This window comes from Inquilinus ginsengisoli (genome assembly GCF_050434925.1).
Lineage (GTDB): Bacteria > Pseudomonadota > Alphaproteobacteria > DSM-16000 > Inquilinaceae > Inquilinus > Inquilinus ginsengisoli_B.
In genome coordinates this window covers 3,721,061-3,743,572 of sequence record NZ_JBNDJK010000001.1, presented here as the reverse complement: position 1 = coordinate 3,743,572, position 22,512 = coordinate 3,721,061, and the positions used below count along the sequence as shown (strand labels likewise).

General features: G+C 70.6%; 24 protein-coding genes. 12 read left to right on the top strand and 12 right to left on the bottom strand.

Annotation, left to right across the window (positions count from 1 at the left end; genetic code table 11):
* Positions 1 to 22 precede the first annotated feature (22 nt).
* Positions 23 to 652: a glutathione S-transferase family protein gene (locus QFZ27_RS17820; RefSeq protein WP_429227722.1), complete on the bottom strand. Its 630-nt coding sequence runs from the start codon at positions 650 to 652 to the stop codon at positions 23 to 25.
* Positions 653 to 759: 107 nt separating this feature from the next.
* Here QFZ27_RS17820 and QFZ27_RS17815 point away from each other — a divergent pair, with 107 nt between their 5' ends.
* Positions 760 to 1,662, top strand: a complete 903-nt coding sequence (locus tag QFZ27_RS17815; protein ID WP_429227721.1) for a LysR family transcriptional regulator — start codon at positions 760 to 762, stop codon at positions 1,660 to 1,662.
* Positions 1,663 to 1,729: 67 nt separating this feature from the next.
* A complete protein-coding gene (locus tag QFZ27_RS17810) occupies positions 1,730 to 2,338 on the top strand; it encodes a hypothetical protein (protein ID WP_429227720.1) in 609 nt (202 codons plus the stop codon).
* Positions 2,339 to 2,346: 8 nt separating this feature from the next.
* Here QFZ27_RS17810 and QFZ27_RS17805 read toward each other — a convergent pair whose 3' ends face one another.
* Together QFZ27_RS17805 and QFZ27_RS17800 are read right to left on the bottom strand one after the other, a co-directional pair.
* Entirely contained in the window at positions 2,347 to 3,174 is an 828-nt protein-coding gene (locus tag QFZ27_RS17805) for a class I SAM-dependent methyltransferase (protein WP_429227719.1), read from the bottom strand.
* Positions 3,175 to 3,215: 41 nt separating this feature from the next.
* Positions 3,216 to 3,848 (bottom strand): FMN-dependent NADH-azoreductase, encoded by a 633-nt coding sequence (locus QFZ27_RS17800; protein ID WP_429227718.1) that lies wholly within the window; start codon positions 3,846 to 3,848, stop codon positions 3,216 to 3,218.
* Between the two features lie 104 nt (positions 3,849 to 3,952).
* On the opposite strand from QFZ27_RS17800, the gene QFZ27_RS17795 reads away from it, so the two are divergent.
* Positions 3,953 to 4,801: a LysR substrate-binding domain-containing protein gene (locus tag QFZ27_RS17795; protein ID WP_429227717.1), complete on the top strand. Its 849-nt coding sequence runs from the start codon at positions 3,953 to 3,955 to the stop codon at positions 4,799 to 4,801.
* On the opposite strand, the gene QFZ27_RS17790 is transcribed toward QFZ27_RS17795, so the two are convergent.
* The 3 genes from QFZ27_RS17790 to QFZ27_RS17780 are packed head-to-tail and all read right to left on the bottom strand — an operon-like array spanning position 4,798 to position 6,719.
* On the bottom strand, positions 4,798 to 5,127 hold the full coding sequence (locus QFZ27_RS17790) for a DMT family transporter (protein ID WP_429227716.1): 330 nt from the start codon (positions 5,125 to 5,127) through the stop codon (positions 4,798 to 4,800). The genes QFZ27_RS17795 and QFZ27_RS17790 overlap by 4 nt on opposite strands.
* A gap of 10 nt (positions 5,128 to 5,137) precedes the next feature.
* A complete protein-coding gene (locus QFZ27_RS17785) occupies positions 5,138 to 6,061 on the bottom strand; it encodes a DMT family transporter (protein WP_429227715.1) in 924 nt (307 codons plus the stop codon).
* 25 nt (positions 6,062 to 6,086) lie between these two features.
* On the bottom strand, positions 6,087 to 6,719 hold the full coding sequence (locus QFZ27_RS17780; protein WP_429227714.1) for a glutathione S-transferase family protein: 633 nt from the start codon (positions 6,717 to 6,719) through the stop codon (positions 6,087 to 6,089).
* A 116-nt stretch (positions 6,720 to 6,835) separates the two neighbouring features.
* Here QFZ27_RS17780 and QFZ27_RS17775 point away from each other — a divergent pair, with 116 nt between their 5' ends.
* The 3 genes from QFZ27_RS17775 to QFZ27_RS17765 all read left to right on the top strand — a co-directional run bounded on the left by QFZ27_RS17775 (position 6,836) and on the right by QFZ27_RS17765 (position 9,518).
* Complete coding sequence (locus QFZ27_RS17775) at positions 6,836 to 7,738, top strand: LysR family transcriptional regulator (RefSeq protein WP_429227713.1); 903 nt, start codon at positions 6,836 to 6,838, stop codon at positions 7,736 to 7,738.
* A gap of 171 nt (positions 7,739 to 7,909) precedes the next feature.
* Positions 7,910 to 9,091, top strand: a complete 1,182-nt coding sequence (locus QFZ27_RS17770) for an integrase core domain-containing protein (RefSeq protein ID WP_429227712.1) — start codon at positions 7,910 to 7,912, stop codon at positions 9,089 to 9,091.
* A 79-nt stretch (positions 9,092 to 9,170) separates the two neighbouring features.
* Entirely contained in the window at positions 9,171 to 9,518 is a 348-nt protein-coding gene (locus tag QFZ27_RS17765) for a VOC family protein (RefSeq protein ID WP_429227711.1), read from the top strand.
* Between the two features lie 10 nt (positions 9,519 to 9,528).
* Here the strand turns inward: QFZ27_RS17765 and QFZ27_RS17760 are convergent, their stop codons facing one another.
* A complete protein-coding gene (locus QFZ27_RS17760) occupies positions 9,529 to 10,704 on the bottom strand; it encodes a hypothetical protein (protein ID WP_429227710.1) in 1,176 nt (391 codons plus the stop codon).
* Between the two features lie 378 nt (positions 10,705 to 11,082).
* The gene (locus QFZ27_RS17755) at positions 11,083 to 11,847 is read right to left on the bottom strand and encodes a ChaN family lipoprotein (RefSeq protein ID WP_429227709.1); all 765 of its coding nucleotides are present in this window, start codon (positions 11,845 to 11,847) and stop codon (positions 11,083 to 11,085) included.
* A gap of 145 nt (positions 11,848 to 11,992) precedes the next feature.
* Here QFZ27_RS17755 and QFZ27_RS17750 point away from each other — a divergent pair, with 145 nt between their 5' ends.
* From QFZ27_RS17750 to QFZ27_RS17725, 6 genes are all read left to right on the top strand, one after another.
* Positions 11,993 to 13,972, top strand: coding sequence for a bifunctional DedA family/phosphatase PAP2 family protein (locus QFZ27_RS17750; protein WP_429227708.1), 1,980 nt, complete (start codon positions 11,993 to 11,995; stop codon positions 13,970 to 13,972).
* A gap of 124 nt (positions 13,973 to 14,096) precedes the next feature.
* Positions 14,097 to 14,852: an SDR family NAD(P)-dependent oxidoreductase gene (locus tag QFZ27_RS17745; protein WP_429227707.1), complete on the top strand. Its 756-nt coding sequence runs from the start codon at positions 14,097 to 14,099 to the stop codon at positions 14,850 to 14,852.
* 49 nt (positions 14,853 to 14,901) lie between these two features.
* Positions 14,902 to 15,942: an ABC transporter substrate-binding protein gene (locus QFZ27_RS17740; RefSeq protein WP_429227706.1), complete on the top strand. Its 1,041-nt coding sequence runs from the start codon at positions 14,902 to 14,904 to the stop codon at positions 15,940 to 15,942.
* Between the two features lie 180 nt (positions 15,943 to 16,122).
* The gene (locus tag QFZ27_RS17735) at positions 16,123 to 17,361 is read left to right on the top strand and encodes an ABC transporter permease (protein WP_429227705.1); all 1,239 of its coding nucleotides are present in this window, start codon (positions 16,123 to 16,125) and stop codon (positions 17,359 to 17,361) included.
* A 5-nt stretch (positions 17,362 to 17,366) separates the two neighbouring features.
* Positions 17,367 to 18,179 carry an ABC transporter permease gene (locus QFZ27_RS17730; RefSeq protein ID WP_429227704.1) on the top strand — a complete coding sequence of 271 codons (813 nt, stop codon included), beginning with the start codon at positions 17,367 to 17,369 and terminating at the stop codon, positions 18,177 to 18,179.
* A gap of 37 nt (positions 18,180 to 18,216) precedes the next feature.
* Positions 18,217 to 18,558, top strand: a complete 342-nt coding sequence (locus QFZ27_RS17725) for an ArsR/SmtB family transcription factor (RefSeq protein WP_429227703.1) — start codon at positions 18,217 to 18,219, stop codon at positions 18,556 to 18,558.
* On the opposite strand, the gene QFZ27_RS17720 is transcribed toward QFZ27_RS17725, so the two are convergent.
* The 4 genes from QFZ27_RS17720 to QFZ27_RS17705 form a co-directional block, all read right to left on the bottom strand.
* Entirely contained in the window at positions 18,555 to 19,967 is a 1,413-nt protein-coding gene (locus QFZ27_RS17720) for an APC family permease (protein ID WP_429227702.1), read from the bottom strand. The two genes, QFZ27_RS17725 and QFZ27_RS17720, sit on opposite strands and share 4 nt — an antisense overlap.
* 291 nt (positions 19,968 to 20,258) lie before the next feature.
* Complete coding sequence (locus QFZ27_RS17715) at positions 20,259 to 20,774, bottom strand: hypothetical protein (protein WP_429227701.1); 516 nt, start codon at positions 20,772 to 20,774, stop codon at positions 20,259 to 20,261.
* 114 nt (positions 20,775 to 20,888) lie between these two features.
* Positions 20,889 to 21,338, bottom strand: coding sequence for a Dps family protein (locus tag QFZ27_RS17710; RefSeq protein WP_429227700.1), 450 nt, complete (start codon positions 21,336 to 21,338; stop codon positions 20,889 to 20,891).
* Positions 21,339 to 21,482: 144 nt separating this feature from the next.
* Positions 21,483 to 22,493 (bottom strand): serine hydrolase domain-containing protein, encoded by a 1,011-nt coding sequence (locus QFZ27_RS17705; RefSeq protein WP_429227699.1) that lies wholly within the window; start codon positions 22,491 to 22,493, stop codon positions 21,483 to 21,485.
* Positions 22,494 to 22,512: the final 19 nt, after the last annotated feature.

Sequence of the window (22,512 nt, the reverse complement as noted above, 5' to 3'; positions counted from 1 at the left end):
ACCTCGATGAGGCGGATGGCGTTCAGGCGGCCACGACAGTGCGCGGCATCGGCACGAAGCCGGGCAGTGCCTCGACCCGGGCGAGCCAGGCGCGGATATTCGGGTAGGCCTGCAGCGAGACCCCACCTTCCGGCGCCACCGCGGTGTAGGTGTAGTTCGCGACGTCGGCGATGGTCGGCTGCGGCCCGGCCAGGAAGCCGCCCTTGGCCAGATGCGCCTCCATCACCCCGTACAGCCGGGCGGCGATCGCCTTGGCGCGTTCATGGTCCAGCTGGGCCTTGAACACGGTGACGAGGCGCGCCGCCGCCGGGCCATAGGCCAGGAAGCCGGCGGCGACGGACAACCAGCGCTGCACCTCCGCCGCGGCCAGCGGGTCGCGCGGCAGCCAGCGCCCGGCCTCGTCGTAGCGGCCGGCGAGATAGACCAGGATGGCGTTGCTGTCGGCCAGGGCGACCTCGCCGTCCTCGATCGCCGGCACCTGGCCGAAGGGGCTGCGCGCCAGGAAGCCCGGGGTCTTGTGCTCGCCGCCCGGCAGGTCGACGTCGACCGCCTCGAAGGGCAGGTCCAGCAGCGACAGGAACAGCTCGACCCGGTGGGAATGGCCGGACAGGCCGAAGCGGTACAGGCGGATGGGCTGGGCGGGAACGGGCATGGCGGCGGCCTTTCGCAAAGAGTTGACGCCACCAAGATGCCCGTTTCCCGATTCGTGGAGAATGCGCATGCTTGACAGATCACTGTTTCAACCAGCGGAATAATCCGATGGACCGGCTCGACAGCATGCGCATCTTCGTCGCCGTGGCCGAGGCCGGCGGCTTCGCCCCGGCGGCGCGGCGCCTGGCCTTGTCGCCGCCGGCCGTGACCCGCGCCGTGGCGGCGGTGGAGGAGCGGATCGGCGCCCGCCTGCTGCACCGGACCACCCGGATCGTGCGGCTGACCGAGGCCGGCACGCGCTTCCTGGAGGATTGCCGCCGCATCCTGGCCGAGATCGAGGAGGCCGAGGCTGCGGCGGCCGGGCTGCACGCCGAGCCGCGCGGGCCGGTCGCGATCACGGCGCCGGTGCTGTTCGGCCGGCTACATGTGGCGCCGGTGCTGTTCGACGTCGCCGGGCGCCATCCGCAGCTGGTGGTGCGCAGCTTCTTCATCGACCGCATCGTACATCTGGCCGAGGAGGGTTACGATGTCGCCGTTCGCATCGCCCAGCTGCCGGATTCCGGTCTCAGCGCCATCCGCGTCGGCTCGGTGCGGCGGGTCGTCTGCGCCGCGCCGGCCTATCTGGCGGCGCATGGCACGCCGCGCAGCCCGGCCGAGCTGGCGGAGCACGAGGCGGTCCCGTTCTTCCAGGGCTCGACGATGCGTGACTGGACCTTCCATCGCGGGGATCGGACCGAGACGATCACGCCGCGGTCCCGGCTGATCGTGAACCAGGCCGATGTCGCGGTGGCGGCGGCGGTGGCGGGGCGCGGCCTGACCCGGGTGATGTCCTACCAGGCGGCCGCGGCCATCCGGGCCGGGGAGCTGGTGGTCCTGATGGAGGAGTTCGAGCCCCCGCCGATCCCGATCCACGTCGTGCACCAGGAGGGCCGCCGCGCCTCCGCCCGGGTGCGGGCCCTGGTGGATTTTCTCGCCGAGGGGCTGCGCGCCGACCCCGCCCTGCGGGGCTAGCACCTTCCCGCTTGCCGACAGTCGGCGGGCAGGCGAAGGTCGGCCGGTCACGGATCGAGGACAATCGGTGGACCGTCTTCTCCGCCATCTTCCCCTCGCGCGGGCTCGACGAAGCCCAGTTCTCCGCCGGGTGGTGCCGGACGAGCAATGGCGGCTGGCGATCGAGTTCGCCGGCGAAAGCCTCCGCCTGTTCCGGGTCGAGCGGGTCTACCGCCAGGGACCCTTCTCCGCCCTCGGCCGCCCGGCCGTGCTCAAGGCGCTGACCTATGACGCGAGGGCGGTGCGCTGGGCCGGGATCGGAGAGCTGGACGCCGCCTTCCTGCACCGGGAGTCGCACCCGATGACGGAGGCCGAGCAAAATGGTCACGCGCTTCTGGTCGGCGATCGCAACCGCGCGCCGACGCCGCAGCATCCGACCCATAACGTCTACGCCGTCCACCTGTATCCCTTCACCGCGCAGCCCTTCGCGCTGGGCGAGTCGATCGGCGGCGGCTTTGGCGAGATGGGCGGATCGCGGTTCTTCGACCTGGCGGCGCTGCCGGCCCGGCCGGAGTGGGAGGCCCACTTCGAGCTGGCGGGCTGCGGCTGGGCGATCCCGTTCGTCCGGGACGAGAACGACACGGCGGCCGTGGTCGACCGGCTGGTGCGCGCCGTCTGCGCCCGCGGCGGGATGTGACCGCGGCCTCAGCCGGCCCGCGCCACCATCTCGATCGGGGCGATCACGCCGCGCTCCACCGTCGACATCACGTTGCCGATGCGTTGCGGCGCCGTCGGGCCCATCAGGAGATGCGGGCCGAGCGGCGACGGCCCGCGGGCGACTGCCCGTTCGCGCGCCTCGCGGATCAGGCGCAGCGCCAGGGCGCCGCGGTCGTGCTCCGCCTCAACGGCGAACCCGGCTTCCCGCAGCCGCCGCCGGTAGGTCTCGGGCGGCTCGACGAAGCTGGTCTCGGGCGTCGCCGCCCAGGGCATCGGATAGGGCAGATCACCCTCGCCCACCCGCATCACGTCGTAGACGCCGAAGCGCGCGCCCGGCCTCAGCACCCGCCGCACTTCGGCGAACAGGGCCGCCTTGTCGGCGATGTTCATGCCGACATGGAGCAGGGTGGCGGCGTCGAAGCTGCCGTCCGCGAAGGGCATGGCCAGCGCGCTGCCCTGCCGGAACGACACCAGCCCGGCCAGGCCGCAGCGCCGGGTCAGGGCCTTCGCCGCTTCGACGAACTCCGCCGTCAGGTCGATGCCGGTCACCCGGCAGCCATGGGCCGCGGCGAGGTGCCGGGCCGGACCGCCGACCCCGCAGCCGACATCGAGCAGGTGCGTGTCCGGGCCGAGGCCAAGATCCGTCGCCAGCTCGGCCGTCGCGGCGAGCCCGCCGAGATGGAATTCGTCGGCGCCGGACAGGTCGCCGGGCGCGAGATGCTCGACATCCTTGCCGGCGGCCCGCAGCGCGTCGAGAAACGCCTGCTCGATGCCGCTGCGGCCGTAATGCCGCGCGACCTGATGCTCGGTCTCCATGACGATCTCCCGTGGTTCCGGATCATCCTATCCCGCGCGTCTCAGAACGTCTTCGCCACCGCCTCTGCGTGGCGTTTCGCCTCGGCCCGGGCCTGGGTGTCGACCTCCGGCCCGAACAGGGTCTTCTCGACCGTGATCGCGGTGATGTCGGTGATGCCGATGAAGCGCAGCCACATCTCCATATAGGGCCGCTGGAAGTCGAAGCCGGCGGCGGGGGTGAAGGCCGAGGGGCCGTAGTCGAGCCCGCGGGCGTAGATCACCGCCGCCTTGCGGCCCGGCAGCAGGCCGGAGAAGCCCTGCTCGGTGAAGGAGAACAGCACGTCCTTCTGCGACACGACGTCGATCAGGTGCTTCAGCTTGTAGGGGATGCCGAAATTCCACAGCGGCACGGCGAAGAGCAGCCGGTCGGCCGTGTGAAAGGGCTGCGCCAGCTCGCGGATCCGGCGCCATGCCGTCTCCTGCGCTTCGGTCAGCGCCGTGCCGGAGAGCCCGGCGTATTTCGCCTCCAGCGACGCGCCGTCGAACTCCGGCAGGTCGACGGTCCAGAGGTCCAGCGTCTCGATCTCGTCGACGGGATGCGCCTCCCGGTATGCGGCGAGGAAGGCCTGTGCGACCTCGATCGAGGCCGATCGCTGCTTGCGGGGCGATGCTTCGACATAGAGCAGCCGTGCCATGGAAAATCTCCTGTTGGGGTTGGACTCAGGCTAGCAGCTCGCCGCTCAGCGGATAAACGAATAGATCCCATATGATTGAGCGCGAACTGCGATATATTGCCGTCATGTTCGAGACCGAGCTGCTGCGCAGCTTCGTGGCGGTGGCGGAGCTGCAGGGCTTCACCCGCGCCGCGGAGCATCTCCACCTCACCCAGTCGACGGTGAGCGCCCAGATCCGCCGCCTGGAGGACCAGGCCGGGCGGCCGCTGCTGCGGCGCAGCACCCGCTCGGTGGCGCTGACCGAGGCCGGCGAGACGCTGCTGGGCTATGCCCGCAGCATCCTCCGGCTGAACCAGGACGCGCGGGCCAGCCTGTCGGCCTCGTCGCTGGCCGGCGGGATCCGGATCGGCGCGTCGGAGGATGTCGCCGGCTCCGGCCTGCCGGAGATCCTGCGGCGCTTCGGGGCGCAGCATCCGGCGGTGCGGATCGAGGTCGAGGTCGGCATCGCCACCACGCTGTTCCAGGCGCTGGAGGGCGGCCGGCTGGACCTGATCCTGTGCAGCCGCTGCCACGGCGACGGCCGCGGCTGGACGTTGTGGCGCGAACCCCTGGCCTGGGCCGCTGTCGCGGATCTGGGTGCCCTGCCCGACCCGATCCCCCTCGCCTTCTTCCCCGAGCCGTGCCCGTACCGGGAGGCGGCGCTGGCGGGGCTGGCCGGGATCCGGCGGCCCTGGCGGATCGCCTATGTCAGCCCCAGCATCGCCGGCGTCCGTGCTGCCGCCCTGGCCGGGCTGGCGGTGACGCCGCTGCCGCTGAGCGCGATCGGGCCCGGGCTGCGGGTGCTGGGGCCGGAGGACGGGCTGCCGCCGCTGCCGGAGGTGGAGTTCGTGGTGTGCACCGCGGGACCGTCCGAGCCGGCCCGGGCGCTGGCCGAGACGCTGCGCCAGTCGGTGGGTCAATTGGGGCATCCTTAGCCCGGCAGCAGCTTGAGCGCGACCACGCCGCCGAGGATGGCCAGGATCGCGGCAAGGCGTGCGGGACCGAGCGTCTCGCCGAACAGCAGCAGCCCGGCGGTGACCGACCCGACCGCGCCGATCCCGGTCCAGACCGCATAGGCGGTGCCGAGCGGCAGCACCTTCAGCGCCTGGGTCAGCAGGCCGAGGAAAACCACCAGGGCCGCCACCGAGGCCGCGGTCCAACCGAGCCGGCTGTAGCCGTCGGAGTATTTGGTGGTCACGGCCCAGACCACGTCGGCGATGCCGGACAGGACCAGCATCGCCCAGGCGAGGGAGTTCGACATCGCCACCCCCTCAGCCGAGCTTGATCGCGGCGACGCCGGCCAGCAGCGCCGCCACCCCGGCCAGGCGCAGGGCCGAGACCGGACGCTGCGGCAGGCGGAACCAGCCATGGCGGTCGACGAAGACCGATGCGACCTGCTGACCGGCGACGGTCAGCCCGACCGCGGCGGCGGCGCCGATCACCGGGATCGCGGTGAACACGGTGGTGACGTAGGTGGCGCCGGCAATCCCGCCGAGCCAGCCCCACCAGGGCATGGTGCCGACACCCTCCAGCTTCGGCCGCGGCTGGCGCGGCAGGGCCAGCACCAGCAGCACCACCGCCGCCATGGCCATTGTCGCCACCAGGAAGCTGACGACGCCGACGGCGAAGGGCGCGCCGAGGTCCCGACGCAGGAGGGCGTTGACCGCGCCCTGCACCGGCAGCACCGCGCCGGCCAGGAGCGCCAGCAGGATCCAGCCGGCCCGCGACAGGGTCGCAATGGTGCTGCCGCCGGACTGGCCGAGCACGATCGCCGCTGCCCCGGCCAGCACCAGCGCCGTACCGGCGACCGGCGCCGGGGCGAAGCCCGCCGCCAGCACGCCGAGCAGGCCGAAGCCGTCGAGCGCCAGCGAGGCCAGCATCTGGCCGGCGATGAACAGGCCGACGCTGACCACGGCGCCGAGCCGCGGGAACAGCAGGATGGTCGAGACCACATAGACGGCGCTGGCGATGCCGCCGACCGCATGCCACCAGACCACGCCCGGCAAGGCGGCCAGGGCGGAGACCGTGCCGGTCAGGAGCGCCGCTGCCAGCAGGATCGCGGTCCCGACCGAGAGCTGCAGCGTGGTGGCGGCGAAGGGGCTGCCGGTCGCCTTGGCGAGCTGGGCGTTGGCACCGGCCTGGACCGCCAGCAGACCGCCGGCCAGGAGCGAGATCGGGACGAACAGGGTTTCCATGGGAATTCTCCGACCGATCGTTCGGTCAATCCCGGCTGCCGAGGACGGGCACGCGCAGGCCGCGCTGCACCGCCGGTCGGGCGGCGATGGCGTCGTACCAGCGGCGCAGGTTGGGGCTGGCCTCGAGGTCGAGGCCGATATGCACCAGCCCGGCATGGATCCAGGGCCAGCTCATGATGTCAGCGATGCCGTAGGCCTCGCCCGCCAGGTGGCTGCGCCGGCCGAGCGTGCCGTCGAGCACCCGGAACACCCGCGCCGCCTCGGCCTCGAAGCGGCCGATGACATACGGGATCTTCTCCGACGCGAAGACCTTGTAGTTCCAGAGCTGGCCGAGAGTCGGGCCGAGATGGGCGGCCTGGAACAGGGTCCATTGCAGCGCCGTCAGCCGCTCCCCGGCATCGGCCGGCAGCAGCTTGCCCGAGCGCTCGGCGAGATAGGTCAGGATCGCGCCGCTCTCGAACACGGTGCGGCCGCGGTCCGGGTCGGTGATCACCGGGATCTTGTTGTTCGGGTTCAGCGCCAGGAAGGCCGGCTCACGCTGCTCGCCCGTCTCGATGTCGACGGCATGCACCTCATAGGGCAGGCCGGTCTCCTCGAGCATGATCGAGGCCTTGTGCCCGTTCGGGGTCTGCCAGGTGTAGAGCTGGATCGGGGTCATCTCTGTGTCTCCTTCGGCGGGCCGGTCCCGCCGCTGGGGAGAAGATGAATTGTGCGCTCACGCAGCTCGATCTGTGATATTGCAGCAATCATCTGCGTCTGCGCACAGGCCGTATCATGGACAGCCGACTCGATTGGGAGGACCTGCACACCGTGCTGGCCGTGGCCGATTGCGGTTCGCTGGCCGGGGCGGCACGGCGGCTGGGCGTCAACCACACCACCGTGCTGCGCCGGATCGGCGGCTTCGAGCAACGGCTGGGGCTGCGGCTGTTCGACCGGCTGCCGGGCGGCTACGCCCTGACCGCCGGCGGCGAGGAGCTGGCGGCGGCGGCCCGCGGCATGGCGGCGACAGTCGAGGCGCTGGAGCGCCGCCTCGCCGGCCAGGATCTGCGGCTGGAGGGCACGCTGCGGGTGGCCACGGCCGACACGCTGACGGCCTCGCTGCTGCCGCCGCTGCTGGCCCAGTTCCGCGAGCTGCATCCCGGCATCGTGCTGGAGGTGACCACCGCCAACCTGATGGCGAACCTGACCCGGCGCGACGCCGACGTCGCCATCCGGCCGGTGCTGGACCCGCCGGAGACTCTGGTCGGCCGCCGCGTCGCCGGCATCGCCTTCGCCGCCTATGCCGCGGCCAGCCATCCGGCGGCGCGGTCCGGCACGGTCGCCGCTCATCCCTGGGTGGCGCCGGATGACAGCCTGGCCGGCACCTCGATCGCCCGCTGGATGCGCCGGGCGCTGCCGGACGCGGCGATCGCATTGCGGGCGGATTCGCTGGTCGAGCTGTGCAGCGCCGCCCGCGCCGGGATCGGCCTGGCCGCCCTGCCCTGCTATCTCGGCGATGTCGCCGAGGGGCTGGTGCGGATCGCCATGCCGACGGTGCCCGAGGAGGCGGCGCTATGGGTGCTGACGCACGAGGATCTGCGCCGCACCGCCCGGGTCAGCGCCTTCACCGAATTCATGGCCGCCGCCCTGGCCCGCCAGCGCGACCTGCTGGAAGGCCGCCGGCCGGCGGGGGCGTGATGCCGCGGCGGAACAGGCGCCGACAGTGGAGCGCATAGCCTCTCCCGCTTGCGGGAGAGGTCGGAGACGTTGTCCAGTCCGGATAGAGAGGTAACAGAATAGACCGGATGGATGGGTGACAGCTCTACTTCGGCAGGGAGGGCCTGCGGATGCCTTGAAGAGAGCTGTGCCATGGATCAGAGAGTGTCGTTGATCGGGGACTGGCTGGGCGGGGAGTGGACGGTGGTGGAACTGTCGGAGCGCTACGGGATCAGTCGGAAGACGGCGTACAAGTGGATTGATCGGTATCGGGCGGAGGGTTCGGCGGGGCTGTCGGAGCGGAGCCATGCGCCGCGAGTGCACGGCCGAGCGACGCCGGTGGAGTTGGCGGCGGCGATCATCGAGCAGAAGCTGGCGCGGCCGAGTTGGGGTCCGCGCAAGATCATCGCGAAGCTGGAGGAGCGCTATCCGGAGGCGGCCTGGCCGGTGCCGTCGACGGCGGGGGAGATCCTGAAGCGGGAGGGTCTGGTGCAGCCGCGGCGTCGGCGTCATCGGGTGCCGCCGACGCTGGGCGGTCTGACGGTGGCGGAGCGGCCGAACCAGGTCTGGGCGACAGACCACAAGGGCTGGTTTCGGCTGGGCAATGGCGAGCGGTGCGAGCCGCTGACGATCGGCGACGGCTATGCGCGGTATCTGCTGGGGCTGACGGCGGGCGACAGCACCCGGGGTGAGGAGGCGCGAGCGGAGTTCGAGCGGAGCTTCGAGGAGAATGGCCTGCCCGAGATCATGCGGTCGGACAACGGTTCGCCGTTCGCCTCGCCCGGAGTTACCGGGCTGACGCGGCTGAGCGCCTGGTGGGCGAAGCTGGGCATCCGGCACGAGCGGACGGCACCGGGCAAGCCGCAGCAGAATGGACGTCAGGAGCGGTTCCATCTGACCCTGCGGGAGGCGATTGAGCCGGCGGCGGCCGACCGGGCGGCCCAGGCTGCACGCTTCGCCGAATTCCGGGCGTATTACAACCACGAACGGCCGCATGAAGCCTTGGGGCAGACGCCGCCGGCGCGGCACTATCAGCCGTCGCCGCGGCCGTTGCCGAAGCGTCTGCCGGAGCCGGAGTATCCCCGGGAAGCCGATATCCGCCGGGTGCGTTCGAACGGCGAGATCAAGTGGGCGGGCGACTTCCTGTTCGTGTCCGAGGTTCTGGTCGGCGAATGGGTCGCCATCGAGGAACGCGAAACCGGCGAGCTGCGCATGCGCTTCTACAACACGCCGATCGGGGTGATCGACCCCCAGCAGAAGCGACTGCGTCGGGTTGGGGCGCCTGCGCGCAGGCGCCCCAACCCGACGCAGCTGTCACCCATCCATCCGGTCTAAAATGTCACCCATCTATCCGCTGGACAGTATGGTATCGGCCCGAGTCGAGTTCGTGTGCGACAATCACAGGAGGAACCCCATGGCCGTGAAGCGGATCGTCACCAACATCGCCACCGGCGACGTCGCCAAGGCGCAGGCCTTCTACGGCGACCTGCTGGGGCTGCAGCTGGCCATGGACATGGGCTGGATCCTGACCTTCACCGCCGACACGACGATGACGCCGCAGCTCAGCGTGATGAGCGAAGGCGGCTCCGGCACGCCGGTACCGGACATCTCGATCGAGGTCGACGACGTCGACGCCACGCACCGCAAGGCTGTAGCGATGGGCCTGCCGATCGAATACGGCCCGGCCGACGAGCCCTGGGGCGTGCGCCGTTTCTATGTCCGCGACCCGTTCGGCCGGCTGGTCAACATCCTGACGCACTGAGCCCGCGGGCTCAGTTGATCCAGACCGCGAAGCTGAGGAACTCGCCCTCGAAGGCGCCGGTCGCCTGCTCCCAGAAGGAGCGGTCGCTGACCGGGCCGTCCTCGAGATAGGGCACCAGATCGGTGCCGGTCAGCAGCAGCACCAGGTCGAAGGGCTGCGGCGATTCCATCAGGCGGCGCAGATTGAAGCCCTGGTCGAAGCGCCAATGCGGCAGCAGCTTGTCGCCATTCAGGATCGCCTCGGATTCCGCCATCAGCGCCAGCCAGGTGTCGATGCGATCGTCGGTCATGGTCATGCCCGGGATCAGGCTGGCCTGCTTCGCGTTCGGCAGCCATTCACGGTCGTCGTCGGTCTCGGCCCGGATCGACGCCCACATCTCCTGGCTGAGCTTCGCCGCCGCCAGGAAGTGCTCACGGGTCCGCGGCAGCCGGTCGGCCTCCGCCACCGGCCAGTTCAACAGATGGATCCAGGCGATGCCGTCGGCGATCCGCCCATCCTCCTCCCCCAGGAACATGCCCTGGGTGGGCAGGGTCAGGGCCGCGGCCAGCGGTGAATCGGGCCGCGGGAACAGGAGATGCGCGGCGGCGTCGAAGCTGCGGTGCCAGTCGCGCGCCAGCAGGAATTCGGCGCCCGCGCGCAGCACATGGGTGTAGGCGCGCAGCCACAGCACGTCGCCGGTGTCGAAGGCGATCACCAGCTTGCCGGCATTGGCGGGATCGCCCTGCCCGCCCAGCAGCACGGCGCTGTAGACGTCGTAGAGCGTGGCCTGGCCCCGGCCGTTGCCGGCGAGGTCGAGCTTCACCCGCCCCATCGCCATGGGCAGCTTCACCGGCCGGTCGCCCAACGGCTGCAGCGTGCGGTCGACCGCGTCGAGGTCGTCGACCAGCGCCTGCAGGATGGCGCGGGCGTCCTCGTAGCGGATCACCTCCGGGTTCGGGTTCGGCGGCACCGGCATGGTCAGCAGCGGCACCGATATCGTCGGGTCGTCCGGCGGCCGGTAGCCGTAGCGGTACAGGGTCTGGCTGAAATGCTCCGTCGCCTTGGCCAAGCGGATCAGGCCGAGCCCGGCGATCGCCTCGGCATCGTCCGGCTTCTTCGCCAGGATCGCGGCCAGGACCTTCTCGCCCTCGGCGATCGAGCCGGTATAGAGGTGCTTCTGCGTCAGCTCCACCGGAGTCGCGGCCACGGCCGGCGCGGCCGCGAGGTGCAAAGTGAGAACCGCGGCGGCCAGAAAGGTCAGGCGCTTCGGCCGAATTGAGACAGTCGTCCTGCTGAAAAGTGAATCGGATTCACTTCGACGGAGGGTAATCAAGCCAGTCGCCTTTCAATATTCAGAACAACTGGACCGGACGATCTCCCAACTTCATGTCACAATTCAGGCACTGTGGAGGATACGGACTCACACCGGAGCCCGTGAAGAACGGCCCTCACCCAACCTAAAGCCGTCATGGCGAGCCCCGCAGGGGCGTGGCCATCCAGGGGCACGGAACTCTGGATGACCACGTCGCTGCGTTCCTCGCCATGACGGTGAGGAGGATGAGTTCCGATCGGGCGCAAAGTGGGATCAGGCCCCGTCCGCAGCACCCGGCGCCACCAGCGCGGTGCTGGCATAGCCGAGATCGCGCAGCTGGCGCGGAATGCCGTCGCGGACATGGCCGCTGCCGGCCAGCACCACGACCAGCGGCGTCCCGGCCGCCCGCGCCTCGGCGATGCGCGCGGCCATCGCCCGGTCCCACAGCAGCTGGATGTCGACGAAGCGCCGGAAGCCGCGGTTGAGGGCGTCGCCCTCCGCGCCCCGGCCATGGCCGGCGAAGGCGGCGGCGAGGTACCGGTTGTAGTCCGGCGACGGCGCCACCGGCCGGCCGAGATCGAGGTCCGGCCGGGCCTGCAGCGCCGCCCAGCCGTCCCGCCCGACCGCGCGCACGACGTCGCGGTCGACATTCAGCGCGATCAGCGGGATGCGGTGCATCCGGGCAAAGGCGAAGATCGGCCGGTACAGGCCGAAATCGAAGCCCCAGGACCGGTCCCAGTCGACCTCGCGCAGGAAGTCGGCCTCGTCGAGCCGGCCCGCGGTCCAGGCGTCGAGCGCGGCCTGGCGGCTGCGCGGCACCATCTCCAGACCGATGGCGAGGTCCGGCTCCGCCTCGCGCAGCGCCGCGATCCGCTGCAGTTGCCAATGATGATCGGCCACGCGGTCATGGGTCTCGCCGAGCAGGACGACGCCGCCGTCAGGCTGGGCTGGGGCCGGCCGCGCCGGGGCGGGTGCGGCGCAGCCGGCCACGGACCAGCCGAGCAGCGCCAGGGCCAGGATCCTTCCCCGTATCGTCATTCCGCGCTCCATCCGAGAACCGCTCCCATGTGGCAGCCTTTGCGCCGGACGACAACCGACAGGGTTGCGCAAAAGCGCGGAAGCCACGAGCTATGACACCGGTTCGAGGTAACGGAGTCGGGATGACGGCGGGACGGACAAGGGCATGACCGATATCGCGCAGTCGGTCATCGAGTTCATCGGCCAGCACCCGCATTGGGCCGGCCTCCTGATCTTCCTGATCGCCCTGACCGAATCGGTGGCGGTGATCGGGCTGTTCATCCCCGGCTCGCCGATCCTGATCGGAATCGGCGCCGTGGTCGGGCTGGGCCACCTGCCGCTGTGGCCGATGCTGGTCTGGGCCACCGCCGGAGCGATCATCGGCGACGGCGTGTCCTACGAGATGGGACGGCGCTACCGCGGCACCATCCTCGGCGCCTGGCCGATGAGCCGGTATCCGGGGCTGGTCGCCCGCGGCGAGGCCTTCTTCCGGCGGCACGGCGGCAAGAGCATCGCGCTGGGCCGCTTCCTGCCGATGCTAAGGCCGATGATCCCGATGGTCGCCGGCGCGCTGGGTCTGCGGCCGCGGCTGTTCTACATCGTCAACATCGCCTCGGCGATCGTCTGGGCGCCGGCCCATATCCTGGGCGGCGCGCTGCTGGGCGCGTCGCTGGGCGCGCTCGGCGCGGTCAGCGGCCGGCTGGTGGCGATGCTGGCGGTGCTGGCGCTGACGCTGTGGCTGCTGGTCGTCGTCACCCGCTGGGTCTGGCGCCGCCTGCTGCCGCTGCTCGGCCGGGCGCAGCACGCCGTCCATCGCTGGGCTGTGGCCCGCGGCAGCCGCCCGGCCCGCCTGCTGGCCCGGCTGGCCGATCCGGAGGAGCCGGACCTGCGGGTCATGGCGGCTCTGGGCATCACGGTGCTGGTGCTGGTCGCCGGCTTCGTCAACCTGCTGCGCCTGGTCGCCGCGCATGGCGGGATGGCCCGGGCCGACGCCGCGATCAGCGCCTTCGTCCAGGCCTTGCGCACGCCCTGGGGCGATGCGGCCCTGACCGTCGTCACCATGCTCGGCGACAGCATCACCATCACCGCGCTGGTGATCGCGGCCGTCGCCTGGCTGCTGCTGCACCGCGCCTGGCACCGGGCCGGCGGCGTGGCCATCGCCATCGCGGTCACCGCCGCCTTCGTGCCGCTGGTGAAGGGGCGGTTGCAGATCGCCCGCCCGACCGACCTGTACAGCGGCGCCGACGCCTTCAGCTTCCCCAGCGGCCACGCCGCCTTCTCCGCCGTGCTGTACGGCATCCTGGGCTGGCTGGTGGCGCGGGGCCTGCCCGGCCGCTGGCAGCTGCTGCCGCTGAGCGTCGCCGCGGCGCTGATCGGGCTGGTCTGCACCTCGCGCGTCTACCTGGCGGCGCATTGGCCATCCGACGTGACGGCCGGGCTGATCTTCGGCCTGGGCATGACCATCGCCTTCGCCATGGCCTTCCGCCGGGCCGACCCGCAGCGGATCCGGCCGCGCCGCTTCGCCCTGGCGCTGCTGCTGGCCCTGGCCGTCGCCGGCGGCGCCCATGTCGCCACCGGCTATCACGGTGCCGCGGCGATGTATGTCCCGCGCGAGACCATCGTCGCGATCCCGGCCGCCGAGTGGCGGTCGGAGGGCTGGCGCCGCCTGCCGCAGCGCCGGATCGATCTTGAGGGCGAGGCCGAGCAGCCCTTCCGGCTGCAATGGGCCGGCCCCCCGGAGGCGCTGGCCGGCGCCCTCGCCCCCTCCGGCTGGACCGCCCCGCCGGGCTGGACACTCGCCGACGCCCTCCGCTTCCTCGACGGCACGGCCGACGCCCGGACCCTGCCGGTGCCGCCGGTGCTGCAGGACGGTCGGATGCCGGTGCTGACCCTGATCCGGCCGGATGCGGACAGCACCGGCCGCCAGGTGCTGCGGCTGTGGCGCTCCGGCTTCGCGCTGGAGGGCGGCCCGCCGATCCTGCTGGCGGCGCCCGGGATCGAGACGATCCACCACCCGCTCGGCCTGGTCAGCGCCATCGACGCCGAGGACGAGGCGCCGCTGCCGGAACTGCCGGAACTGCCCGAGCTGTCGCGCCTGCCGAACGCGCAGGAGCCGGCACCGGGCCTGGTGCTGGCCCAACCTTGAGAGCCGCTGCGGCATGGGGTAGCGGCTGCCGCACCTTCCCGCCCCTGGACGGATGCGACGCCGCGCCGCATGATTGCGATCGCGATCCGTTCTCAGGATCGATCCCTCCACCCCGGGTACAGTCATGTCCAACACGGCCCAGACGGAAGAGCCGAAGACCCTGATCCTGACCGGCGCCAGCCGCGGCATCGGCCATGCCACGGTGAAGCGCTTCAGCGCCGCCGGCTGGCGGGTGATCACCGTGTCGCGCCAGGCCTTCTCCAAGGAATGCCCGTGGCATGCCGGCGAGGAGGATCACGTCCAGCTCGACCTGTCCGATGTCGGCGACCTGGAGCGCGGCATGGACGAGCTGCGCGCCCGGCTGCCGTTGGGCAAGCTGGACGCGCTGGTCAACAATGCCGGCATCTCGCCCAAGCTGCCCGGCGGCAAGCGCATGGGGGTGATGGCCACCGACTATGCGACCTGGCTGCACGTGTTCAACGTCAACCTGTTCGCCACCGCGCTGCTGGCCCGCGGGCTGTTCGAGCCGCTGAAGGCGGCCAAGGGGTCGATCATCAACGTCACCTCGATCGCCGGCGGCCGGGTGCACCCCTTCGCCGGCGCGGCCTATTCCACCTCGAAGGCGGCGCTGGCGGCGCTGACCCGCGAGATGGCGCACGAGTTCGGCGCCCATGGCGTGCGGGTGAACGCGATCGCGCCCGGCGAGATCGACACCTCGATCCTGTCGCCGGGCACCGAGGCGATGGTCGACAGCGAGATCCCGATGAAGCGGCTGGGCAAGCCGGAAGAGGTCGCCGCAACGATCATGTTCCTTTGCACCTCCGGCTCGTCCTACATTACCGGGGCCGAGGTGCACATCAACGGCGGCCAGCATGTCTAGGCGCTAAGCCGCCCGCCTCGGCGGAACAAGAAAACAGGGAGTTCCCGTCATGATCCGTTTCACCCGCCTCCTGCCCGCGGCAGTGGTGCTTGCGGCCGGCTTGGCTGCCCCTGCCATGGCCCGCGACCTGACCGTGGTGTCATGGGGCGGCGCCTATCAGGACGCGCAGCGCGAGCTGTATTTCGAGCCGTTCAAGGCCACCGGCACCCCGATGCATGACGAAAGCTGGGACGGCGGCATCGGCGTGCTGCGCGCCAAGGTCGAGGGCGGCGATTCGAGCTGGGACGTGGTCCAGGTCGAATCCGAGGAGCTGGCCCTGGGCTGCGAGGAAGGCCTGTTCCAGCCGCTGAACTGGGACGCGATCGGCGGCCGCGACGCCTATCTGCCGGCGGCGGTGAACGACTGCGGCGTCGGCGCCATCGTCTACAATTTCATCCTGGCCTATGACGGCGCCAAGATCGCCGACGGGCCGAAGAGCTGGGCCGATTTCTGGGACGTGAAGAAGTTCCCCGGCAAGCGGGCGATGCGCCAGGGGCCGAAGACCAATCTGGAGATCGCGCTGATGGCCGACGGCGTCGCCCCGGCCGATGTCTACAAGGTGCTGGCGACGCCCGAAGGCGTCGACCGCGCCTTCCGCAAGCTGGACGAGCTGAAGCCGAACCTGATCTGGTGGACCGCCGGCGCCCAGCCGCCGCAGATGCTGGCGGCCGGCGACGTGGCGATGACCACCGCCTATAACGGCCGCATCGCCGCCGCCAACACCGCCGACAAGAAGGACTTCAAGATCGTCTGGACCGGCAGCCTGTTCACCATCGACAGCTGGGTGATCCTGAAGGGGTCGCCCAATGTCGACGCCGCCACCAAGTTCCTGGCCTATATGGGCAAGCCGGAGAACCAGGCCAAGCTGCCGACCAAGATCACCTATGGCGTCACCAACAAGGCGGCGACGCCGCTGATCGCGGCCGAGTACCTGCCCGGCCTGCCGACCAACCCGGCCAACATGTCCCAGGCGGTCGAGCTGAACGCCGAGTTCTGGCTGGAGAACATCGACAGCCTGACCGAACGCTTCAACACCTGGGCGGCGAAGTAGGCGGATGGCCCCGAAGCTTCGGGGCGGCCGCTCCTTCTATCCTCCCCCTCCCCTTGCGGGAGGGGGTAGGAGGAGGGGTCTTGCGCCGCAAGTGTACTCGATCCGGTCGGGCTGGCTCTCTTCGATCGACAGCCCCCTCCCCCCGCCCCCCTCCCGCAAGGGGAGGGGGAGAACCGAACGATGGTGAGCGCGACCCTCGCCGAGGACGGCGGCACCATCCGCCGGTCGTTGCGGCGGGCCGGGAGGCGACGGCGGATCGAGGCTTGGCTGCTGCTGGCGCCGCTGGTCGCCTTCCTGCTGCTGGTGTTCGTGGCGCCGATCGGCGGCATGCTGTGGCGCGCCGTCGACGACCGCGACGTGGGCCCGATCATGCCGCGCACCGTCGCCGCCCTGGCCGGCTGGCAGGGCGACGGGCTGCCGGGCGAGCCGGCCTTCGCCGCGCTGGCCGCCGACCTGGCCCAGGCCCGTGCCGACAAGTCCCTGCCGGCCGCCGCCCGGCGGCTGAACTACGACCGCAACGGCTACCGCACGGTCATCACCAACACCGCGCGCAAGCTGCCCGACCAACCGCAGGGCAACTGGCGGGAGACGCTGACGGCGCTCGATCCGGTCTGGGGCCAGACCGAGATCTGGGGCGCGATCGCCCGCGCCGCCGGGCCGACCACCGATTTCTACCTGCTGGCCGCGCTGGACCTGCGCCGCGACGCCGCCGGGGCGGTCCTGCAGTCCCCGCCCGACGAGGCGATCTATCGCGACGTGTTCCTGCGCACCTTCCTGGTCGCGCTGTCGGTCACCGCGCTGTGCCTGGTGATCGGCTTCCCCGTCGCCTATCTGCTGGCGACCCGGCCGCCGCGCATCGCCAACATCCTGATGATCCTGGTGCTGCTGCCGTTCTGGACCTCGCTGCTGGTCCGCACCACCGCCTGGGTGGTGCTGCTGCAGACCAACGGCGTGGTCAACGAGATCCTGACCGGGCTCGGGCTGGTCGGGGAACCGCTGCAGCTGGTCTACAACCGGGTCGGCGTGCTGATCGCCATGACCCATGTGCTGCTGCCCTATATGATCCTGCCGCTGTACAGCGTCATGCGCTCGATCCCGCCGGCGCATCTGCGCGCCGCCTATTCGCTCGGCGCCCGGCCGGTCGGCGCCTTCCTGCGGGTCTACCTGCCGCAGACCCTGCCGGGGATCGGCGCCGGTGCCCTGCTGGTCTTCATCCTGGCGCTGGGCTACTACATCACCCCGGCGCTGGTCGGTGGGCCGGCGGACCAGATGATCAGCTGGTTCATCGCCTTCTACACCACCAGCACGGTCAACTGGGGCATGGCCTCGGCCCTCGGCCTGCTGCTGCTGGTCGCCACCCTCGCCCTCTACGCGGTCTATGCCCGGCTGGTGGGCGCCGACCGCATGCGGCTGGGCTGACCGCCATGAGGATCTTCGAAAGCCTGGCCTTCTGGCGCGTGCTGCTGTGGCTGACCGGCGGCGCGACCCTGCTGTTCCTGATCGCACCGATTCTGGCGATCATGCCGCTGTCCTTCAATGGCGGGTCATTCCTGGTCTATCCGCTGGACGGCGTGTCGCTGCGCTGGTTCGAGGAGTTCTTCAGCTCCGAGCGCTGGATGGGGGCGCTGGCCAACAGCCTGATCGTCGGCGGCGCCACCACGGTGCTGGCGACGGCGCTGGGCATCCCGGCGGCGCTGGGGCTGAACCACGCGCCGCTGCGCTTCCGCGGGCTGCTGACCGGCCTGCTGCTGTCGCCGATGATCGTGCCGGTGGTGATCGTGGCCGTCGGCCTGTACTTCGCCTTCGCCGCGGTCGGGCTGACCAACAGCTATGCCGGGCTGATCCTGGCGCACACGGCGCTGGCTGCGCCCTTCGTGGTGATCACCGTCGGCGCCACGCTGCAGGGGCTGGACCGCAACCTGCCGCGCGCCGCCTCCAGCCTCGGCGCCCGGCCGACCACCGTGTTCTTCCAGGTGACGCTGCCGCTGATCCTGCCCGGCGTGGTGTCGGGGGCGCTGTTCGCCTTCGTCACCTCCTTCGACGAGGTGGTGGTGGCGCTGCTGCTGGCGGGGCCGGGCCAGCGCACCCTGCCGCGCGAGATGTTCAACGGCATCCGCGAGAGCATCAGCCCGACCATCACCGCCGCCGCCAGCGTGCTGATCGTGGTCTCGACCCTGATGCTGGTCGCGATCGAGGCGCTGCGCCGCCGCGGCGAAAGGATGCGGGCCCGGCGCTGACCTTGCCGGTACCGGCCGATCGGTCGTACTGAAGCACATGCTTCAGCATCCGCAGCCGCTCGACCTGATGTTCCAGGCCCTGGCCGACCCCAGCCGGCGGGTGATGGTGGAGCGGCTGAGCCGCGGCCCGGCCTCGGTCAGCGAGCTGGCCAAGCCCTTCGCGATGTCGCTGTCGGCCGTGGTCCAGCACCTGGCGGTGCTGGAGGCCAGCGGCCTGGTGCGGTCGGAGAAGGTCGGCCGCGTGCGCACCTGCCGGATCGAGCCGGCGGCGCTGCACACGGCCGAGCAATGGCTCAGCGACCGGCGGCTGAGCTGGGACCGCAAGCTCGACCGGCTCGGCGACTATCTCGCCACGGCGACGGACGACCCCTCCTCCTAGTTCACCGGCCCACGTCCGCCGATATCCTTCATCGCCGGGTCCGCGGCGGTCTGACCGGTGGCGCGGTTGATCAGCACGGTCACGACCCACAGCCCGACGCCGATCGCCAGCAGGACACCGGCGATAGCATATTGCTCCGGGTTGCGCCCGGTCCAGGGGCTGGCGAGGAAGGCGCAGGTGACGGCGCCCACCACCGGCAGGAAGGTCGGGGTGCGGAAATGGCTGTGCTCGACCGGGTCGCGGCGCAGCACCAGCACGGCGACATTGACCACGGTGAAGACGCAGAGCAGCAGCAGCGCCGTGGTGCCGCCCAGCGCCGGGACGCCGCCGACGAAGCCGATCAGGCCGAAGGCCAGGAGGGTGGTGAAGCCGATGGCCAGATAGGGCGTGCGCCGCGTGGCGTGGACCTTACCCAGAACGCTGGGCAGCACCCGCTCGCGGCTCATGCCGTAGACCAGCCGGCTGGCCATCAGCATGTTGATCAGGGCGCTGTTGGCGACCGCGAACATGGTGATGAAGCCGAAGATCTCGAGCGGGAAGCCGGGCGCGCCGGCCTGCACCACCTGGAGCAGCGGCGTCTCGCCCTCGCCCAACTGCTCCGGCGCCACCAGGGTGATGGCCGAGATCGAGACCAGCACATAGATCGCACCGGTGATGAACAGCCCGGCCAGCAGCACCTTCGGGAAGATGCTGCTCGGCTCGCGGCACTCCTCGGCCATGTTGACCGAATCCTCGAAGCCGACCATGGCGAAGAAGGCCAGCGTGGTGGCCGCGATCACCGACCAGAACACGCCGCGATCGGCAGTGCCGAACTGGGTGACGCGCGAGACGTCGCCCTGGCCCATCCCGATCGCCCATAGCCCGATGCAGATGATGATCAGGAGGCCGGTCAGCTCGACCACGGTCAGCACGACATTGGCCTTCACGCTTTCGCCGACGCCGCGGAAGTTGATTGCCGCCACCACTGCCATGAAGGCCAGGCCGATCAGGGTGACGCCACCGGGCGACAGGCCGAGGCTGAAGGCGTTCGACAGGTTGGCGGCGAAGGCGCGCGAGGCGGTCGAGGCCGAGGTGATGCCCGAGCACATCACCGCGAAGGCGACGATGAAGGTGATGAAATGAATCCCGAACGCCTTGTGCGTGTACAGCGCGGCACCGGCGGCGCGCGGGTACTTGGTCACCAGCTCGAGATAGCTGAAAGCGGTGACCAGGGCGACGGCGAACGCAACCAGGAAGGGCAGCCAGACCACGCCGCCGACCTGCTTCGCCACCTGCCCGGTCAGGGCGTAGATGCCGGTGCCGAGAATGTCGCCGACGATGAACAGCAAGAGCAGCCAGGGCCCCATCACGCGGTGCAGGCTCGGCTCCACGGCCGGCGTGCTGCCGGCTTCTTTGGCGATATCGACCATCAACTGCCCCTTCCGACGATCGTATGCGGATCTGCATGAAACAGCATTTCGCCAGGAATGTCGCCCCAGGCCCGCCCACGACCGCCGCTCGGCGGCAACGGGCCACGAACCGCATGGAAGGCGGGGACGGCGCGGACCGGCTGGTCGCCACCGGCCGCGCCCAGGTCGCGGACTTCGCGATCGATGTGGGCACCGCCACTGCGCTGACCGCCGCCGATTTCGTGCTGTAACGGCGAGGCCGTCTGAAGCTCGGCACCTCGTTCTCCGGCAAGACGGGCGCCACAGCGCCCGTCAGGGCGGCGTGGCGTTCATGTCCGTCAGGCAATCGCCCTTCTGGGGCAGGCTGAAGAACCGCTCCTTCGCGCTGGCGGAGCACGCCTCCAGCATAGCCAGGGCCAGGAGCTCGCGAACCGCGAACTCGGTCCTGCCATACAGGGCCGTCGGCTTTATCTCATCCAACCCCGGCGAGGCCGGCGTCATCCCGGCCTTGGCCACGGCGTCGTCGAGAAGCTTCCGAGTGCATTCCAGCATCATCGCCTTGATGCTGCCCGTCCCGCATTGCCGGCCCTCATCGGTCAGGCAGCTTTGCTTGATGCTGCGGGCCTTCAGGTCGGACAGCCACATCAGGAATTTCGACTGCTCGGCCGAATACCCGTCCTGCTTGAGCTTCCGGACCAGCAGATCCCGCTGGTCGCTGTACGAATAGGCCCGGCAAACCAAGGTCTCCGGCGGTGCCGCCACGGCGAGGCGTGCCGGCCCGACCAGCGCTGCCAGCACCAAAAATCCACAGGTCCACACACGCCGCATCACGCCCCTCCCCGCTCTGCCGGCATGCCGATGGTCGGTAGATCCGTGGGCGGCCGTAACAGAAATGGCCCGGACCAGGGTCCGGGCCTTTCGTCTCCGACCGATGCCGGAAGCTTACGCCGCGGTGGCGCGCAGCATCCAGGCGGTCTTGTCGTGATAGGTGATCCGGTCGGTCAGCAGGTCGACGGTCGAATCGTCGCCCGCCTTCTCGCCGACCGCCAGGGCGGCCTTGGCCTGCTCGGACAGCAGCTCATGGCTCTTGAGCAGGTCCTTGACCATGGCCGATCCCTCGATCCCGTCCTTTGGCGGCGACACCTTGGTCAGCTCGGAGAAGGCCTTGAAGCTGCCCGGCGCAGGCTCGCCCAGTGCGCGGATCCGCTCCGCCACGTCGTCCACCGCCGCGAACAGCTCCTTGTACTGCTCCTCGAACATCAGGTGCAGCGAGCGAAACTGCGGGCCTTCCACGTTCCAGTGATAGTTCTGGGTCTTGATCTGGAGGGCGTAGGTATCGGCCAGCACCTGCTTCAGCGCGTCCACGACCGGTGTATTGGAGGCCTTGCTCATCACCCTTCTCCTCGTTTTGGGGAGCGATCCGGCCCTGACTCGGGTCCGGCGCTACGGTTCATAGAATGGAATCCCCCGCCGCGAGTTCCAACCTATCCGTTGGTTTGGGGCACGGGACCCTGATGATCGGAAATCGCGGGACCGTCAGGCCCAGTCGCGCCAGCGGGCGGCGATGCGGTTGCCGACCGACAGGCGCAAATCCTGGATGCCGGTGTCGACCTCGCGGCTGGGATGCACCCGGTTGGTCAAGAGCGTCCAGGCGATGCCGCGGTCGAGGTCGATCCACAGCCCGGTGCCGGTGAAGCCGAGATGGCCGATGGTGCGCGGCGAGCACAGGCTGCCGCCCTTCCAGCCGGGATGGCGCCGCTCCCACCCCAGCGCCCGGCCGGGGGTCGATTGCGGCGCACACAGCTCGACCATCGCCGCCGGGCTGAGCAGCCGGCCGCGCAGCAGCTCCAGCGCGAAGTCGAGCACGCCGCGGACGGTGCCGAACAGCCCGGCATGCCCGGCGGCGCCGCCCAGCGACCAGGCGTTCTCGTCATGGACCTCGCCGCGCAGCAGCCGGTTGCGGACCGAGCAGACCTCGGTCGCCGCCGACTGCGCCGGCACCGGCGCGAAGGACAGGCCGGTGCCGACCGGCAGCTGGTTGAAGGCGACGCCGCGCCAGCGCTCGACCACGAAGCCGAGCAGCATGTAGTTGATGTCTGAGTAGACCGGTTCGGCCTTCACCGGCCAGTGCTTGCGGATCACCGCGGTGCGGCGCTGGTCGGCCGGACCGGGCCAGAGATAGATCCGCTCCTGCGCCGGCAGGCCGCTGGAATGGTCGATCAGCCGGCGCAGCGTGATCGCGCCGTGCAGCGGCGCCGCATCCGGCAGATGCTTGGCCAGAGGGTCGTCGAGGTCCAGCACCCCCTCCTCCACCAGCCGCAGGATCTCGGTCACCGTGACGATGACCTTGGTCAGGCTGGCGAGGTCGAACCAGGTGTCGCGCGCCAGCGGCTCCGGCTTCGGCAAAGTGGTGGCGACGCCGCCCCAGCGCAGCGCGCGCTGGCCGTCCGCGGTGGCGATGCCCAGCGCCGCACCCGGAATCCGGCCGTCCTCCAGGGCCAGGGCCACGGGAGCGAAAGCATGGTCGGCGAGGGTCTCGAGGCTCATGGACACGGCTCGTCGCGGG